General features: G+C 34.4%; 14 protein-coding genes. 3 read left to right on the top strand and 11 right to left on the bottom strand.

Going from position 1 to position 18801, the window contains the following annotated elements:
• The first annotated feature begins 18 nt into the window (after positions 1-18).
• The gene (locus AABL85_RS06245) at positions 19-2145 is read left to right on the top strand and encodes a TonB-dependent siderophore receptor (RefSeq protein ID WP_341309536.1); all 2127 of its coding nucleotides are present in this window, start codon (positions 19-21) and stop codon (positions 2143-2145) included.
• A gap of 136 nt (positions 2146-2281) precedes the next feature.
• Here AABL85_RS06245 and AABL85_RS06240 read toward each other — a convergent pair whose 3' ends face one another.
• The 10 genes from AABL85_RS06240 to AABL85_RS06195 form a co-directional block, all read right to left on the bottom strand.
• Positions 2282-3010 (bottom strand): CPBP family intramembrane glutamic endopeptidase, encoded by a 729-nt coding sequence (locus AABL85_RS06240; protein WP_341309535.1) that lies wholly within the window; start codon positions 3008-3010, stop codon positions 2282-2284.
• Between the two features lie 74 nt (positions 3011-3084).
• Positions 3085-3594 carry a hypothetical protein gene (locus AABL85_RS06235; protein ID WP_341309534.1) on the bottom strand — a complete coding sequence of 170 codons (510 nt, stop codon included), beginning with the start codon at positions 3592-3594 and terminating at the stop codon, positions 3085-3087.
• A 149-nt stretch (positions 3595-3743) separates the two neighbouring features.
• The gene (locus AABL85_RS06230; RefSeq protein WP_341309533.1) at positions 3744-6587 is read right to left on the bottom strand and encodes a DUF6493 family protein; all 2844 of its coding nucleotides are present in this window, start codon (positions 6585-6587) and stop codon (positions 3744-3746) included.
• Positions 6588-6713: 126 nt separating this feature from the next.
• On the bottom strand, positions 6714-7748 hold the full coding sequence (locus tag AABL85_RS06225; protein ID WP_341309532.1) for an HNH endonuclease signature motif containing protein: 1035 nt from the start codon (positions 7746-7748) through the stop codon (positions 6714-6716).
• 1 nt (position 7749) lies between these two features.
• Entirely contained in the window at positions 7750-10494 is a 2745-nt protein-coding gene (locus AABL85_RS06220) for a hypothetical protein (protein WP_341309531.1), read from the bottom strand.
• 599 nt (positions 10495-11093) lie between these two features.
• The gene (locus AABL85_RS06215; RefSeq protein WP_341309530.1) at positions 11094-11804 is read right to left on the bottom strand and encodes a phosphodiester glycosidase family protein; all 711 of its coding nucleotides are present in this window, start codon (positions 11802-11804) and stop codon (positions 11094-11096) included.
• A 149-nt stretch (positions 11805-11953) separates the two neighbouring features.
• Complete coding sequence (locus tag AABL85_RS06210; protein WP_341309529.1) at positions 11954-12892, bottom strand: ParB/Srx family N-terminal domain-containing protein; 939 nt, start codon at positions 12890-12892, stop codon at positions 11954-11956.
• Between the two features lie 177 nt (positions 12893-13069).
• Positions 13070-13555 (bottom strand): GNAT family N-acetyltransferase, encoded by a 486-nt coding sequence (locus AABL85_RS06205; protein ID WP_155092941.1) that lies wholly within the window; start codon positions 13553-13555, stop codon positions 13070-13072.
• Positions 13556-13558: 3 nt separating this feature from the next.
• Positions 13559-14995: a multidrug transporter subunit MdtD gene (gene mdtD / locus AABL85_RS06200; RefSeq protein ID WP_341309528.1), complete on the bottom strand. Its 1437-nt coding sequence runs from the start codon at positions 14993-14995 to the stop codon at positions 13559-13561.
• Positions 14996-15565: 570 nt separating this feature from the next.
• Complete coding sequence (locus tag AABL85_RS06195; protein ID WP_341309527.1) at positions 15566-16243, bottom strand: hypothetical protein; 678 nt, start codon at positions 16241-16243, stop codon at positions 15566-15568.
• 127 nt (positions 16244-16370) lie between these two features.
• Between AABL85_RS06195 and AABL85_RS06190 the strand changes: the two genes are divergently transcribed.
• Entirely contained in the window at positions 16371-16826 is a 456-nt protein-coding gene (locus AABL85_RS06190) for a hypothetical protein (RefSeq protein ID WP_341309526.1), read from the top strand.
• 115 nt (positions 16827-16941) lie between these two features.
• A complete protein-coding gene (locus AABL85_RS06185) occupies positions 16942-17661 on the top strand; it encodes a VIT family protein (RefSeq protein WP_341309525.1) in 720 nt (239 codons plus the stop codon).
• 82 nt (positions 17662-17743) lie between these two features.
• On the opposite strand, the gene AABL85_RS06180 is transcribed toward AABL85_RS06185, so the two are convergent.
• On the bottom strand, positions 17744-18571 hold the full coding sequence (locus AABL85_RS06180; protein WP_341309524.1) for a helix-turn-helix domain-containing protein: 828 nt from the start codon (positions 18569-18571) through the stop codon (positions 17744-17746).
• Between the last annotated feature and the right edge of the window lie 230 nt (positions 18572-18801).

The raw sequence follows: 18801 nt of genomic DNA, 5'->3' as shown, positions 1-18801 counted from the left end.
AACACTTACAACTATATAATGAAACACCAACTCTTAACTATACTATTAGGAAGTTCTGTACTGACATTCGCACAACAGCACGATACGATAACCAATAGTACTATAAGGGAGGTCGTGATCACGACTAAACAATTACATAAAGGGATTTCTTCTAAAATGCCTATTAACTATTTAGAAACTCCTCAAATGTATGACGTTATAGACAAAAGCACCATCGAAGCACAAGCCTCTACTGAGATTAAAGATGTGCTAATTAACTCCCCAGGATTAGTCAGACTATGGCAGTCTACTGGTTTAGGAGTTACGGGGGGAGAATACTACACCATGCGTGGCTTTGCGTTTCAACCTAATTTATTAAATGGCTTGCCTAGCTTTAACAATGGAACTATTGATGTCACTAATATAGAACAAATAGAAGTTGTAAAAGGTCCCAATGGTACTTTATACGGAGGTAATGTGATCTCCTATGGGGGACTGATTAACATCATTACTAAAAAACCTTATGATTCTCTAGGTGGAAGTATAACCTATACAGGAGGGAGTCATAATCTGAACAGAATCGCATTAGATATTAATACACCTGTATCTAAAAAGTTGTTTTTCAGACTAAACACAGCTTATCACAAGGTACATTCATTCCAAGATGCAGGATATAGCGAGTCTATATTTGTCGCACCTTCTATTCAATACAATTTTAGTGATAGACTAAAACTATATGTCGACTTTCAGTATAGAGGTGTAGAGGCTGCAAATGCCCCTATGCTATTCTTAGACAGAGAAAATCCGTTGACCTTTCATTCTTTAGATGTCTTCAAAGACAATTATTACAAGTCTTATACTAATAATGATCTTACTATAAAAAACCCTGCTCTTACAGCTCAAGCTAGATTAGAATACAAAATCAATGACTACTGGACCTCTAATACTTATATCACACGAAATAATACACGTAGTAGAGGGTACGATCAGTTCTTAGACGATATGAGCAATGGAGATGAGTTCACACGTCTTATTTCTAAGCTTCAGGCGAAGACCGACATCTTCAGTATTCAGCACAATCTTAATGGTCGTTTTAAAATTGGAACAGTAGAGAATAAATTCCTCTTCGGTCTAGATTACTTATCTAAGAAATTCTCAAGTGTAGACGGAGATTACGTTGACTATGGGATTGTTTCTCTAAAAAACCAAACAGATAGTGCTAATTTGACCAAAACAGGAGTAGATGCAGCATTAGAAAACAGCTTTTACATGAGTAATGAGGCTAAGACAGAAACATTTAGCAGCTATGTTTCTAATGTAACAGATATATCACCTAGATTAGCCGTGATGGCAAGCTTGAGAATAGATCATCTGAGAGGAAGTACTTCTGCCGTAAGCACAGAGCGCACACATCAGACTTCTCTTTCTCCTAAATTTGGCATCGTCTATCAGCCTATACCTAGTAAGATAGCTGTATTTGCTAATTATTTAAATGGATTCGTATTTTTAGATCCAGCGATTATCTCAGATGAAAATGGAGCAAACAAAACAGTAAAACCATTTGATCCAGAACAAGCCAATCAGTTCGAAATAGGAGCTAAAGCCACTTTATTACAAAATAAATTAATCGCTACAATGAGTTTATATCACATCAATGTCAGCAATAAACTAATGACAGATATGAACACGATGAACGGTTTTTCACAAGGGGGAAAAGTGAGAAGTAAAGGCATTGAGTTTAGCCTTTCCGGAAGTCCGATTATAGGGTGGAACCTTATCACAGGATTTAGCCATAATGACAATAAAGTAACTAAGTCTAGACCAGAAGATGGCAATCTCGGTACTAGACCAGAAGAAGCTGGTCCTGCTAATACGTTTAACTTCTGGACTAACTACGAATTTCAGACTGGTGTCTTAAAGAACTTAAGTATAGGCTATGGTATCTATTCGTTGAGTAGCTTTAAAGTGATTAACCGTACAACCATAGGTCAGTTCGCCCTTCCTAGTTATACGCTTATGAATACAGCTATTAGCTATACGTACAAGAATGCCACTGCTACTCTCAAAGTTGACAATCTAACAAATAAGAAATACTTTATTGGTAACTCTACTGTCAACCCTCAAGCTGACAGAACATTTTCTTTGTCAATCAATTATAAGCTATAAATTAGTTTACAGTGGACAGTTTACGGTTAACGGTTTTTGCCTACGGCACTAGAGAATATGGATTATGGTCTATTAACATACATAATAAAAAGCCTCCTGCTACACGAAGTCTCCCGACTTCGTGTACATAACCATATTACTTCAGCATCATCGTCAATGTCCCAAAGAAGTTACTCCCATTATGTGCTACTATAGGAAACAAGAGACTCCTACTCTTTATCGCTATCCATCCATAAATATAACCTGCAAAACCAGTCTGTATGAAATAAACAATATCAAAAGACACCGCATACTCTCTAGATAATACAAAAGCGTGAACAAAACCAAACAGCATAGCTATAATTAAATTACTTGGATTACCTATATACTTCACATTTGGCTTTAAAGATGACAACAACAATCCCATTAATACCCCTCTAAACATTATCTCTTCATCTATACCTGGCAAGGTCAACTGAAATGCCAATGTTTCTACATTCCACTCTCCTCCATTACCTGCATACCACCACACTAATACAGCCAATAAGGCAATACTAAAAGTAGCTATCCTAACTCCCTTTTGACTATCAGGTGCTTGCCTCAGTGTAAAGAAATCGTATTGTTTAAAGTAAGAGCGAAAAGCAAAATAACAAATTCCCACACATAATACACCGTATAGTTTCCCATTCCAATTCCAATTCCCTTTAATTATATAAAAGCTATCAAACACATGAGCTAACCTTAATGCAAAACTATAAAGCACAAATACAAAGCAAAATATACCAATACGCATAAAATCTTTTTTCCCTCTATCTTTCATAAACAAGATCATAAGGGGAAGTAATACTCCTACTTGCATTAGTGCTTCAAGTATAATTATAGCCATAGTCATTAGTTTAACCTTTCTAAAGTAACCAATTCTTCTAAAAGAAAAAAGCCTCAATTACTTGAGGCTTTAGTTTATTTCTTCATTAATTCATTTACAGTATCTTCTATAGAATATTCAAAATACTCTCCTAGCTTATTTTTATTACGCATAAAGAACTTATTAGAATACTTAGGGCAGTTTAGCTTCAAAAAAGAGTAATAATAATCACTTAAATGCCACTTAAACTGGTGTTTAAAAGTAGTACCTTCTATCTCTTCAGAAACATCCAATACCTTGAGAATAGTCACTATCTCAGTTATCTCTTGTCTACTAATATCCTTTACCACTAAAGGATCAGGTAATGCTATTCTAAAGCTAAGTACTTCTGCCCCTTCTCCTTCCCAATACTCCCATAAGTCATACCTAGACATATCTTTCCCAGTCAACTGATGTAACTCTTCTTCTACTCTTTTATACTCTATAAGATCATCATCTCCATACTCATCACAGAAGTCAGTATATCCTAATACAGCCTTTAATACTATGGGGTAACGCTCTTCTGCTACCTTCATTTGAGGAGCTATTTCACTTCTTAAACTCATATCATTCATTTTATACTGAAACGCAAAATATTGACGTCTCTACTGCGTTGGCGCAGATTTGTAATCTGTGCCGTATATACCCCATGCCGAAGGCAAACAATTCTTAATTCCTAATTTTAAATTCTTAATTCCCCGAAAGGAAAGCATTCCTAATTAAAAGAGCGTAGTGTCACTGCTATTTTCTTAGTAGCGCTCACCTTACTCCACTCCTCTATTAAGGCGATAACAGCAGGATTCGTCACCTTAGCATTATTAGTATGAAGCACCTCTACATACTGCTCTAACAAAGTCTTCAATCCCTTAATAGGAGTAGGCTCTAACTGTTCTAATATCCCCTCGATTAGCAATTGCAACGCTCGGTTGTGTTGTACACTTACATTCATCATAAACCCTTGTATAGAGTCTGTCAAACGCTTAATCGTCACATACTCCTTAGCCTCTGCCTTACCTATTATATTACCTACCTTTTGTTGATCTAAACGAAGTGCCTCCTTGATCCAATACTCCGCTACGAAAGCACGACTTACCTTGTCATCACATATCAATGCCAGCCCAAAGAACAAGTAAAATTGCTCTGAAAACACCACATTGTTCATCTGTAATAAGTACGTAAACATTCCTTGCAACAATCTCTTCTCAGCCACCTCGAACGTCGCACTACCGCCATAATGCAGACACTTCTCCACTACCGCCATATAGATAGCATCAGCCTGTCTTGGATTAAGAGCTAACAGTGATTCACTTACATTTACCTTTGTATCGATAATTTGATACTTCATCAATTCCATTAAATTCACTGATCCCATGCGAGCACCTATCGCTGTCTTAGGCATCCCTTTATTGACACGGCTAAAGATTAAAGACGAATTAATATCATAAGGTATCTGTTCTAACTTTAACTTCTTATGCGTAAACACCTTGTCTATTTGTTTTTTTGTCTTGTGATCCCAATCCTTATACGTATGAGATTCTTCTATCACTTCCCAATTACCTAACCAACCCGCACAGTATTCTTGTTGTTCTTTAGTATAACGATCGTTAGTCAAACTTTCTAAAGGATGATGAGGGTACTTTAACGCTGCCGCTCCTCTCCATACGTCATAATAATCTACTGACGCTTCCTTCACCTCACCCTTGCCTAAGTAAAATTCAATGATAGAAAGCAACTCTCCTTTCAGATGTTTCTGAGCTAAAGCTAATCCTGCTTCTTCTGTATTTTTATCTATACGTGCTAATGCAATCTGTAAATCTAATGCATCTACTAATTCTCCTTGCTCTTGATATGCTACTAATCGGTTTACCAATACAGTGCTATCTATATAAAAAGGATTGTGTGTAGGCAAACTCAAGATAGGCAAGACACGTTTTTCCATTACCAATTGTAAGCTATAGTAATACAGTGTCAAATATGGACGTAGAGCAGCATAGTAATAACTAAAGCGATTACTTGCCTCTAACTTTACCTCTCCTAAGGTAATACCACTATTAGTATATAGTTCAGCCTTAGCGTATTTGCTATATAATTTTTCTAATTCCTTAGTTTCTATATTTTCCTCTGCAATCAACATACGCGCCCATTCCAACAGCCAAAAAGCCATAGCATTCTGTACTGTTGTCGTTGACCACAAATCTTTAAAAGTCTTAAACACCTTGTCAAAAGCAGGTAGTAATTGCTCAATATGAGCTGCTTGTAGCTCTCCTTGAAGTCTGATAATCGCGTCTATCATTTGCTCAAAGGCATAGTGACTCTCTGCATTCTTCCAAGCCGACAAATAGAATATCAAATCTTCTACGGTATCAATAGAAGCAATAGGCATAAGCTCTACTTCGCCTTCTTCTACTGCCTCTCCCAAAGTGATATTCTCCACAGTAATATAGTCTGCTAACAAAGTCTTTGTCTCACTCATCAGCATATCTTGGTACGCTGACAACTGTGCTGTGAGCTCCTCATTCGGTTTCACATATTTGATAATCTGCTTTCCTACCTTCGTTTGCAATGCTTGATCTTGAATGTGAAAAGCCCCTACGATAGCCATTGCACTGGATTCCTTATATGCAGGATGTGCCTTATCAAATACAGCCACGATACGCAACACCTTATTAATAGTCGCTTTCACTGTACTACTCATCAATATAGGAAGATGATTAACAAAAGTCTCTGCCTGGAAGGTCTTATCTTTCGCTATCTTAAACAAGATATCCAAAGCTGTATTGACCACTTTCGAGATAGGGCTATTCAGTAGTTGGAATAGCTCCTCTTGAAAACTTAATAGCTCTTGCTCCGTCAAGGGAAGTTTACTCAGTAAGTTAGCATGCCACCCACTCAATGCTTGATTTGTATGTGTTAAGGCACTCTGTACTGCAGTCTGCACAATACGCTGTTTATCTAATCGCCCTTGTTCTATTAAGGTAACGATAACCTCATCCCAAGGATTGTAATTAATACTCACCTCGTGATCAAATAGATACCAAAACTGCTGTTCTAACAACGCAGGGTATTGATCGAATATCTCTACAGTACTAAAGCTCACCATTATAGTCGCCCAAGTAGCGTCAGTCAATGGAGTTTTAAACCCTCCTTTTTCATTTAACTCATAGACAAAGCTAATCTCGTTAAAAGGCGCTCTTATCCATCCTTCTCTGGCTGTATCATTAACATAATCCCCTAACCATTCTGGCACATACCAATCCAATACTTGCTTAAACTCCTTTTCTCCTATTCCCCATATTCCCGTAAAGTCTTTATACGTACAACTCGTCAGTACCGCCAAGTTCACTGCTAATCGCTGTTCATCACTCCCTCTATATCCATATACATTTCGGTGACCTTCTTCTAATATGTACTCTTGATAATACTTTCCTAACTTAGAGATCTTCTTCGTGTATTTCACTCGTTCCTCTAATGGTGTATTTTTAAGTAATGCAAGTACTCCCGCCGAATTCCCAGCTTCTACTAACTGTTCTAACTCAGTATAAAATATATCTTTACTCATGATGGCTCTTGTGTGGTTTTGTTGTTTGTTTTAAAACCGAAAGATACAATTTTACAACTTATGACAAATAATGGAATCAAGGGATTTTTAAATGAATAAACGAGTGCTGTGCACTCGTTTATATGATTACTTGATTTTATTATAATATCCAGTAAAACTATCTAGTTGATCATTTATATCATGAATAAACTTTGAAAGAGGTCTCTTTAAAAAACCTTCTTCCTTTCCATATGTCCCAATTATTAATCTATCATCTATGTTTTTTTCTGTTCCAACAATACCAGGAAAACTTCTAGCAAGCATCTCCTTGTATTTGTCAGTATATTTTATCTTTCGTTCAATAAGCTCTTCAATCACATCTATATGGTTCCGATAAATACCTTTTAAATCAAATACCCTACTCAACTGTTTATTTGCATTTTCATTTGTTTCATCTAGAACTTCTATTTCTAATTGTCCTTCTCCTTTATAATACTGTTGTAAAGATTTAATTGTGATTTTGTACTTTACTTTTGTTAGAATATTTGAAACATCTATTTCGTTATTAGTTTTAATTTTATTACATGGTGGACAAATAGGGAGTAAGTTATATAATGAAATAGAAAAGCAAGGAAAAATACTTTTGGGTAATATATGATCTAACTCAAACTTAGCTTTATCTCTTTCTTGATTTATAATTTTTGAGTTGATATTTCTTCCTTTTTTTTCATCTTTTGCCATTACAGCATATTGTGCATTACATACATAACAAGTTTTAATTCCTGTATTACTATAATATCCTCTTAATTTATCATGCTGATACTTTAAAATATTTTGTACTTGATTTGAAAATGTCACTTTCTTTCTATTCTCTTTGCATCTTGTACAATTACATTTTTTCTTTTTTACTTTACATTCTTTTTTAATCAGGTCTATTTCATCTTCAAATTCTTGTTTATATTCAATTAACACATCAAACTTACATGTTAAAATATTACTTTCACTATCTGCCTGACCTATCTTATCGATCAATAAGGTCAAATACTTAAACTGCCATAATTCTCTATTATTATATTGATTCTTTTGGAGATTTTTAAGGCTCACTATTAAACTTCTATTATTACTAATATGAGTATCTAATTCATTATCTACAAAAGAGATGTTTATATTTTTAAAATCCATACTACTTAGTGCTTAGTTCATCTATCTTACTTTGATAGTATTCGATTAAACTTTGTTTATCACTTATTGATTTCTGAAACCTTTTTTCAACTTCTTCCAATAAGGGTATTCTAATTACTTTTTCCCCTATTAAATTTATCTCAGAAAGTAGTTGCTCCCTTTTCTTCTCATCTATAGGACTGTTGTCCAAAACACTTTTGTATATTCTATCAATCTTATTTTTAGCAAACTCCCCCATAAAGCCATTCTTTAAAAAGAATTCATCCGCTAATAAATCATGTATATTCGCCCCGAAAGAATTAATACTATCTCCTGCCACTGGCTTTCCATCCTTCAACTTTAATACATTTTGTGATGGTATATCAGAAAGTATAAATGGGGAGTGGGTAGCCATCATAACATTATATTTAAAATTTGGAAAATACAACAGTGTTTCTCTTAGTTCCTTTACAAATATACGTTGATACTCAGGATGAAAATATAACTCAATTTCATCCATGATGATATTTATAATCAAATATTTAATTTTCTCATAAGTAGATTGATGTACTGATTTAATATTAAATAAATGGTATGTTATAGTTAAAAGTCCATTAATCATCTGTTGTTCTCCTGAACTTAAATTCCTGAAAGAATAAGGGTTTTGCTCTGTATTCTTCTTAACTAATACATCTAAATTAAAGAAAGCAATAGGTATTTTATTAATATCAAAAACTTTCGACTCACCTTTTACATTAGTAAAATATCCCTCTTTAATGTGCAAATCATAATATCCACTACGTTCATTAAAAACACTTTTACCAACATCAATCAAACTTTCAAAAGTATTTGATTCAAAGTAACTAATTGCTTGATGTACTTTAAACTCTATATGTGTATCTTGATTCATTACCCTTCGTACAAACTGTTTAAAAGCAGCTAATCTTAAATCAATACTATCAATATTATTAAATATTTCATCAATTATTCTTTTTGATAAATTCTCAGTTCCATTTGCTACAAGTGCTTCTATAAGACCTTTTATATAGTCAAATCTATTCTTAGCATTAACTATTGTATGTGGTTTTAATTTTTTTTCTACTTCCTCATAAATATGATAAACATCAGTATAAAATTGTTCATTTAAGACTTCTTTCTGTTCAATAATCTTCGACTGTAATGTATCCTCTTGTTCTTTTAAAAGTATCTTAAGTTCATCACTATAAAAACTATTGAATAAATAATTAAATCTAAAATATTCTTCATAATACAAAGTCATCTTATACAACTTATTATATATATATAACAGATTTAGATATTGAATATCTCCCAATTCCAATATATTCTTATCTCTATCTATTACAAAAAAATCATTATCAATCACATTATATTTCCAATAATCAAGTAATGACGAAGAATCTATTCCTACATTATACTTTTTAAATTCAGACAGAAATGTTTCTAAGGCACTTAGTTCATTTTCTTCCTTAAAGATAAACTTTAAAAATCGCTTAAACCAAAATATAACAAATTGACTATCTTTTTCTTTTTTAAAAAAATCTAAATCATCATTACTTATTTTTCTTTGATATAATAATATTTTCATATCTCTGATAGTAATCTCATTTATTTCATTTATTTTATAGCTATAAAATTGATACTTATACACTTCTAATGAATAACTAGCTTTTACAAAAAATATATTTGAAAGTAGTTTCTTATTACCAATGACAAAATGATTAATTACTAATCTTTGTATAAGTAAACGATTCTCTGTATTAATATCAATATTACCATAAGTCCTTAGTGGACTAATTACTATAGGTGTTTGATATCCATCATTTTTATGAAATAAAGGTTTTAACCAGCCATAACCATCAATACTACTATTTAAACCGTACAAACCATAATTCAAGGCTATGTTATATGTTGGGAGATTCGCTTCTTTTTTATTTAAAGTAAATGATTCTTTATAAAAATCTCTTTCCGTTAAATCCACATTACTTGAATCAACTACAAAAACACTATTTTTTATAATATAATGTACAGAAGTTGTCTCACCTTTTACTGGTTTAAAAACCACCTTAATGATTTCGTTATAATACTCATAATACAATTCAATATGACAGTTTTTCCCAAGATATAGAACAGGATCATCGTCATTCCTTAATATCTCTTTGTAAAAAGAATAATTATACAAAAAATGGTAATAAACTTCCAACAAACTACTCTTTCCACTACCGTTCTCACCAACTATAGCCGATACATTAATATTCTCACCAAAGAAGTCATCAGGTATTTGTTGATTATATTTAATAGCAACACAATTACTCTTAGGCGTAGTTAGAATTCTATTATTAAAAAACCTTAAAGCATCTTTTTTAAACAGTTCAATAGTAGAAGCATTGACTAATACATCGTCAACAGCATCTTTTTTCTCTTTTATGAATCTTTTAAAATATTCATCTTTAAATACATCATCCTCTATTATTTTTTTTAGACAATTTCTTATATCTTCACTGTTATTTAATTCTGCTATATTATTTTTTAATGAATAAAGTATCTCCTCTCTCCTCACACCAATTGTTTGAAAAAACAAATCTTGTAAATCTATAAAAGATTTACCTTCTCCTGTATTCTCATCATATTCATATAAATAATCATATTCATTATAGAATCGATAGATACAGTTTGGTTTTAACCCTTTTAGTAGTGAAGGATCGGTACCTTCTAATGGTCGTATAGCAAGTAATTTAAAGCTCATCATTAGTATATTTTAAGAATACTAATATACTACACCCTTCCTAATCTAGAATGGGGTATTCCGTAAAACAAGGCTTTTATTTAGTCATTGTCCTCTTCTCTCTCCCTCCTCATTATTCCCACTTCTTCAAGACCACTACAACATCTCTTCAAGATTCCTTCAACAAACAACCTCTTAGGTAGAGCATTCTTGGGGAAATGTTGATGAAGTGTTGAAGGAAATAGCTCTATGACTGATATACACTGGGATGCAGATAGGTTAATTATTTTATGTTTTAACGCCAAAACACCATAAATACCTGATTATAATACATATACAATAAAAAGACAAAAATAAAAAACTATCTATTCTTTGTGGATAAGAGGATAAAAGAGGGTTTATAGAGTAAAAATAACTTATAAGTATAGTTAAATTAGGGTAGATTATGGGTTTTTAAAGCAATTGAGGGGGTGTATTTAGTAAAAAATATGTTTGATTATACTGCGGAGGTAATCATCCTTATCATTTCGTGCCGATAGGATGGGATTCTTCGCAAGCTCAGAAAGACATAGCATACGGGGTATAGTGGTTCACACCTTGCCGAAGGCACATATTCCTTTTTCTTAATTCCTCGAAGGGTACCGTGAAACGGCTATTATCACTCCAAAGTCACCATCAGTCTGCTCCCACTCCTTAGAAGGGAGATATGCTCTTGACACGAAACCGTCTAAATACAGTGCGTCTGTACACCCTAATTCTTTAAATAGCTTAGCGAAGTCGTAGAAATTTACTTTCTCTTTAGACATCGCGAAGACTACTTCTCCGTTCTCTTTTACACCTACGCCATTGCGGATATTTAGATTCCCAGAGCCTGGTGTAAAGACTGTATTAATCTCACCATTTAATAGTAAAATAGGCCCTGACTGTGTAGCATACTTAATTGGGGTATTATGACTATATGCTGATGTTGATACTACTTTCGCTTGATTATCACGAGTAAGGTAAAACACACCATTAGGTTGCAGGTAGAAGTTACCTTTACCTTCTTTTAAAGTATCTAAAGATTGAAGTAATTGATAGTTTTCGATGTATAAGCCTTTAGGAGTATAATTCGGTTCAAACATTCCACCATTCATCGCGAAGACTAACTCTTCTCCTCTGTTTTCTGATACTTCTTTTAGCTTTCCTAAACTGCGTATTCTCTCTCCTTGTTCATCCTTCCAATACATCTTGATATGCTCCTTAGCAGGATCACAGTGATAAATAACATAGTCATGCTCATACTTATCTTGTTGGCAAGAGAACAATAATAAAACTGTAAGCAGTATACTCATTGGGAATAACCTCATTTCTTTGTGATGTCGTGATTCTGTGATGTCGTGATGGTGTACAAATAAGCTTTTATAGTTTAATCAACTCATAAAAGCTTATTTATCTCTAACAAAAAAACGAAAAACCAAAATCACAAAAAAAACTTCAATGATTACAGTTCATCCTTCAATTGCTTAATATACTTCTCTCTTTCGGGATAGTCGATAGTCCTTAGGTAGTCTGTTACTTCTGCTAACCACTCTTCATTAGACTTTATCTTCACGCGAGCCACCGTCTTACCATGGAAATATGGTCTGTCGTCAAAAGCAGCTACCAAGTGTTGATTCATCGAATCCGCTGTCTTAGGACTCACAGGTTGTCCCTCAGCTTTTGCTAATGAGTGCAAGATTCCCCTCTGAAAATCAGGATTCATAATGGCTTCTTTGTATTCTCCTGAATATGCCAACACCACAGGTATCTCTTTCTTCTCTAAGATAGCCGCTCTTAGTCTGTAATTTCCGTCGATAATCCAGTACCCTCCAAGTGAGGGAATATACCAGGCAAATATAGGTGGTAGTGATCCCTCTACGGCTTTCTTACGCCACCATTTTAGACGACCAGAATACTCATCTACTTTGCGTGAGTACAATAGTTCTCTATCCCAATGTGCATAAGTAAAGGCGTCAAAATCATCTTCGGCTGCTATCGTAGTACCGTAATTAGGAGGAGATGCGAAGTCCTTATACCCCTCGAATAACCAGATAGCATCATAAAAGAAGTGCTTATCAGCCTGTACCATCTCTTCTGCAAAATAGCGAGACCAGGACTGAAGACTTTCTTCACTGGATAAGCCCTTGCGTTTCTCTACTTCTTGTGAATTAATATTCTTAATCAGCCTACTGTCTTCCTCGAAGGTTCTAACTAATCCTATATCACAGAAGTCTCTACTGATCAGTCCCCACATCACTGGTTTATCTTGACAGACCAACTTCATCTTCCAATTCGAACCACTTAACAGTTGCATCGTCGGAGGGGTTAAACCTTCTACCGTTAACTCTAATGCTTTCCATTGTTGATTATCTGTCACAACATCTTTCCAGTAGTATTTCATGGGGTGTGTTTTATTGAGATTGTAAAGATAAGGTGTTTTTATTAATCATGTAAAAATGGGCTATCTACCATTACAATAGGATAGATACGAAATCAATCGACTTCGCACAACATATAATCTCTATTGTGTGATATGTCATCCCAATAGTTGAATACAAAAACTGTTAACTGTTAACTGTTAACCGTTAACTATAAATTCAAATCTTCTTTTGTCTTCCCCATCGTAATCCATTATTTCTGTAAAACCGATGTTTTGCATCATCTTAATAGACTTGTCATTGGCACTGCGGGCGATTCCTACTATGGTAGTGACATTGGGCTCATTAGCTTTAATATACTCCATTAATCCTTCTGTTCCCTCTTGTCCATAGCCATACTTCCAGAAGTCTTTACCGATAGAAAAACCTATCTCGACAACTGTAGGCGATTCGAAAAAGTACATCGCTGTACCGATTAGCACATCATTTTCTTGTTGTACAACAGCCAACCTTACTTTCGTTTTGCTCTCCCATTCACGATGAGCTTGCTTCACCATATTCTCTGCATCTTCCAGAGTTTCTAATGGTTTACTGGCTCTGTGCTTCATCGCCTCTTTGTCAGAGTAGATATACAGCAGTTGTTCTTTATCCTCTATAACAAGAGGTCTAAAATATAGTCTTTTCATTATTTAATTTGTTTGTTGTTTGGCTTCTTTGTACTCTCTTTTTTCAACTAAGCTTGCGCCAGCCTCTACACTTAACCTCGCAAATACACGACTCGACAGGATCGTAATAATCCCCATCACTAAGAATGTATATCTGAATACATCTATCCCTTGATCATTCACTCCGATATAACTGTTCTGAAACATCATTAAAATCATCGCTGATATTGAGATACCAAGACTAATGGCTAATTGTTGTGTTACTGATAACAAGGTATTTCCTTCACTTGAAGTATCATTGTCTAAATCTGCTAAGGCAATGGTATTCATGGAAGTAAATTGTATAGCATTAAATGCCCCATTGCAAATCATCAAGATTACTAAGACCCACATCGGGGTATTCTTATTAATAAAGAAGAAGCAAGAAATAATTATCCCTGTCAATATCGTATTGACAATCAAGGTATTTCTGTACCCGAACTTGCGCACAATAGGAATAACAAAGTTTCGGGTTACTAAATTAGCTCCTGCCTGTGGTATCATCATCAGCCCAGCAAAAAATGCAGAATATCCAAATCCTACTTGTAATAACAAAGGGACCATCAGTGGCATACCTCCTACTCCAAAACGAGTCACTAAGTTTCCGATCAGTCCTACACGTAGTGTTTTGATCTTTAATAAACTCAGTCTTATCAATGCTTTAGCATTATCTCTTGCATATCGGATATATCCCATTACACAGATCACAGTAAGTACACCTAATAGTATTAACGTCATTGCTGTAAATTGGGGTGAGTTCCATCGTTCGATAATTAAGGTTATCGTTGTCAGTCCACCACTGATTAACAACCAACCTTTTAGGTCAAACTTGCCTACTGTATTTTTAAAGTTAGGCACGACCTTTCTTGTCCAAAAGAAAGCTATTATACCAACAGGCAGATTAATCAAAAATATCCAATGCCACGAGAACTTCTCTACTAAGAATCCTCCTGCTGTAGGACCAAGCATAGGGCCTATCAGTGCGGGTATGGTAATGAAGTTAATAATGCCTAACAATTGATCTTTAGGATAGGCATAGATAAGTATCAATCGAGCTACTGGTACTAACATAGATCCTCCTATGGCTTGGAATATACGGGCCAAAACGAGCTGATCTAAGGTATTAGCTATAGAACAAAATAGCGATCCCAGAGTAAATGTACTTATAGCTACCATTAGCATCGTACGAGTACCAAAACGGTCTGCTAACCATCCACTCAAAGGGATTAACAGAGCTACGGTCAAGGTATAGGATACGATAACACTCTGCATCTCTAAGGGCGACTCTCCTAAACTCTTAGCAATAGAGGGCAATCCTGTATTGAGGATAGTTCCGTCTAATGCCTGCATAAATATGGCCAACGCAGCAAGCCAAGGTAAATACTTCTTCACCTTTGGGTCTTCAACGATCCCTATTTCCATAATATTGTAATACTAAGATTAGTTAATTGTTCATCGCTGTTGTAGTAGAGTTAACTTTATACAAACTACGAGGTAAAATGAATAAAACACCATGCTTTTATACACTCTATAAAGCTGCTATAGCGATGATAAACAAATATAAATAATCCAATCTATTCCCACAGTTGTCCTATGATAAGTTCGGTCTAAAGAAATCACAAAAAGACCTCAGCTCTAACAACAAAATCATAGCATTATATCAATTAATGTACCGAATAAGGATATATCCTATTTTTTATACAACAAAGTAAGCTAAAATACATTTATATAATTTAATAAAACTTTAGGGATTTTATTAGTTAACAGTTGACTGTTAACAGTGAACGGTTTTTAAGTTGCGTTCAAAGGACTATTAATCTTGCAAAATGATTAATTAAAGTGATCAATTAAAGTGAACTATAAAATATAAATAAACTTAAAAGTAATAGCTGTATTCATGAAATATGCTAACTCAGATAATGTTCCTCAACAAAAATACCGCGCAAATGCTTCACAAATTTCTAACCAATCAAATGACCTGACAGAAACAAATCATTCATACTTCACTTGATAAGGATACCAATCAAATGATGTCTCGTGTAGTGCAAAGAAACGTGTTGGTAATTGTAAGCCTATTTCTTTTAATCCTTGTTGTAGGGCTGTGGTCTCTTCTAATTCCTTAATCTCTGTACCTATCATCTGTTTATACACTCCATTCATTTCATCAAAGTAGTACACGCTCATCTCTCCATCAAAAACGACAGCGATCTCTTCCTCTATATCTCCTCCCCACATCTCGCATTTATAATACATAAAAGGTTGTTTAAACTCCTGGTTTAACTGTTTTAGGAAGGCCAATAACTTACATTGTTCTGGTGTAAGATTAAGTGATAATACAACTGGGACTAAAGTTAGTTCTTCTAAGAACGACCACTTCGTTTCTGCATACCGTTGATACGTCTCATAAAATGTCCTGTCCTTATTGTCATAGCTTGTTCTATACATAGAAGGGTTAATCACTAATAAACCACGTTCTGGCAAATCGTGCTTTATCGCTCTGCGCTCGTGATGCTCATTCTCAAAGAAAATCTCTTTGGTCCATTCGCTTCTAATTCCTTTCTCTAATGTATCTAGCGCAAATAATCCCTGTCTTAATTCTTCTATTTGTTGCAAGTGTTTTATCACTGCGGTATTCGCAATAGTGTACACCTGCTCTGCACTCCAACTCATATAGTCTATTTTAGGCTAAGATACGATTATCCATTTCTCCCTAAAATAGGTTTACTAAAAATTGTCTTGCTAATCCTTTTCATTATTTGTAACTTGCTGTATAACAAAACAACACTTAACTATTCTTATGGTACAGTCTCAATATAGTTCAAGAATAATCAAATTATTATTGACCTTACTGATTATTGCTTTAGTGCTCTTCACCCTATTTTACTTTATGGCAGATGATACACGAAGTGGTCATGTTAGCTTCAGAAGTCATTATAGCTTCGTAGGAGGAGTTACTTTAGGGCTAGTCTTATTTGTATTTAGTTTTTCACTGACAATGACAATGGTTAAAGATATCACAATCAAAGAGAATGATATTTTAGTCAGAAACCTAATTGGACGTCAAAAGAAATTTTACAAACCTAACACAGTATGTGTACTTGCTCATACTAAAAGAGTTTTTTTAGGGGCTACTGAATACATCGTACTTCAGGAAGGAGAAAAAAGCACAAAAATATTTGAGTTTAGCTATACCAATTTTGAAGAAATAAAAGAGCATTTAAATATAGATGTAGAAGGAAAAAGGAGAGGATAGTGTCAGAAGCACAGACTCTCCTTTTTTTATATAACTCAGAATACAATTCTCAACCATATATAACTAATGAGAAAACTGAGTTACTCCTTTCGTACCATGCAAAAACACACACTAAATGAACGATAAAAAAGATAAAATAACGATAGACAACTATTTAGATAGTCATTATATCAATCGAAGTAACTGGCTTAGAGCAGCTGTATTAGGTGCTAATGATGGAATTATATCTGTATCAAGTCTAGCTATTGGTGTTGCTACAGCTAGTGCTTCTAGAGAACCTATTCTACTCGCTACAATAGCAGGACTAGTGGCTGGAGCACTATCAATGGCTGCAGGAGAATATGTGTCTGTAAGTTCTCAGACGGATATAGAGAATGCTGATATAAAAAGAGAAGCAAAAGAACTTGAAGAAATGCCAGAAACTGAACTTAAGATTCTAGCACAGATCTATGAGAGACGAGGATTGAAAAAAGAAACGGCAATGCAAGTCGCTATAGAGCTGACTGAAAAAGATGCACTAGCTGCTCATGTCAGAGATGAACTAGGCATCAATGAAATCAACCAAGCGAATCCTATGCAAGCGGCTCTAGCCTCTGGTGCCTCATTTACTATAGGAGGATTACTCCCTCTCGGAGTAGCACTATTAGCACCTGTGCATGAGATGGAATATTGGCTATATGGTTTTACAATTGTATTCCTAATGATATTAGGAGCATTATCTGCTAAGACAGGCGGATCAAGCATCAAAAAAGCAGTGCTCAGAATCGTCATTTGGGGATCAGTAGCAATGGGGTTATCTGCTCTAGTTGGTTATCTATTTGGAGTTAATGTATAAAAAACACCTTGTTCTAAATACAAAGAGAACTTAGCATCACAGCTAAGTTCTCTTTGTATTTAGAAATAAAACTTACAGAGGATTACCTATTTCTATAGCCTAAAGGAGAATCACCTATGTGTAATTTAAAAAAGCGATTGAAATAAGATATATTGTCAAATCCTAATTCGTAGGCACATTCCTTTACGGTCATATGACTATGCTTTAGTAAGTACTGAGCCTCTAGCAGCAAGCGTTCGTGTATTAACTGTAGAGCAGTCATTCCTGTCTCTTCCTTGATGACTTCTGTCAAATGTTTTGGTGTAATGCCCATCAAGTCTGCGTACTGCTGCACTGTTTTGAGCTCTTTAAACTTTTCTTCTAAATGTTGTTTAAAAGTATAAGTTAATTGATACTGTCTATTCATTCCTTTATGAAATCCTAAAAGACAATATTCACAAGCTCTATTGTAATCATATAATATCTCTATCAGCTTTAGACGAATAATATTAAGATGATAAGGTCCCTTAGTATCCAATTCCCAAGCTAAATTATTAAAGTTCTGCAAGACTTGCTTAAAAGAGTCTTCTAACTTATACATAGGAGGATAATCTGCGTTTAAGAACAACAGTTCATCCACAATCATCTCCTTGACATAATTGCGGTACAAAAAGCATTTCTTAAAAAAGATTTGTAATACTCTAAAATCATCTGAGGCTTGTCCTCCAAGATAAATTACTTCTGGTGAAATAATAGACATAGAGCCCTCGTGAATGGTAAACTTATGGTATCCTACTTTTAAATCTATATGTCCTCTAGTGCAGAGAATAAGCGTATAGTAATCCTGCTTTTGAGGAGTAGGCAACACAAGGTTATCTACGCCTGTATAAAAGTCTATTTCTTTATTTGTTTCTAATCCGACTGACTTCATCTTCCTTTCTGTTTTTTCAGACTACAAAATAAAACTAATTCGCAATAGCAGTCCTTAATATTACCTTAAATTCCGTGATTTGTACTATATCTTCCGACTAATTGTACTCATATTATTTATGTAGATAAAATTATTTTATTTACTTACTTAAAGAGTAAGCCATTCTAAAAAGGGATAATAAACACATACAATACACATTTCTAATTACTTTATTAAAGATAGCTTAAATT

Source organism: Myroides odoratimimus (assembly GCF_038039805.1).
Taxonomy (GTDB): Bacteria; Bacteroidota; Bacteroidia; order Flavobacteriales; family Flavobacteriaceae; genus Flavobacterium; species Flavobacterium odoratimimum_B.
The sequence above is the reverse complement of the archived record's forward strand: the minus strand, read 5'-3'. Positions and strand labels throughout refer to the sequence as shown.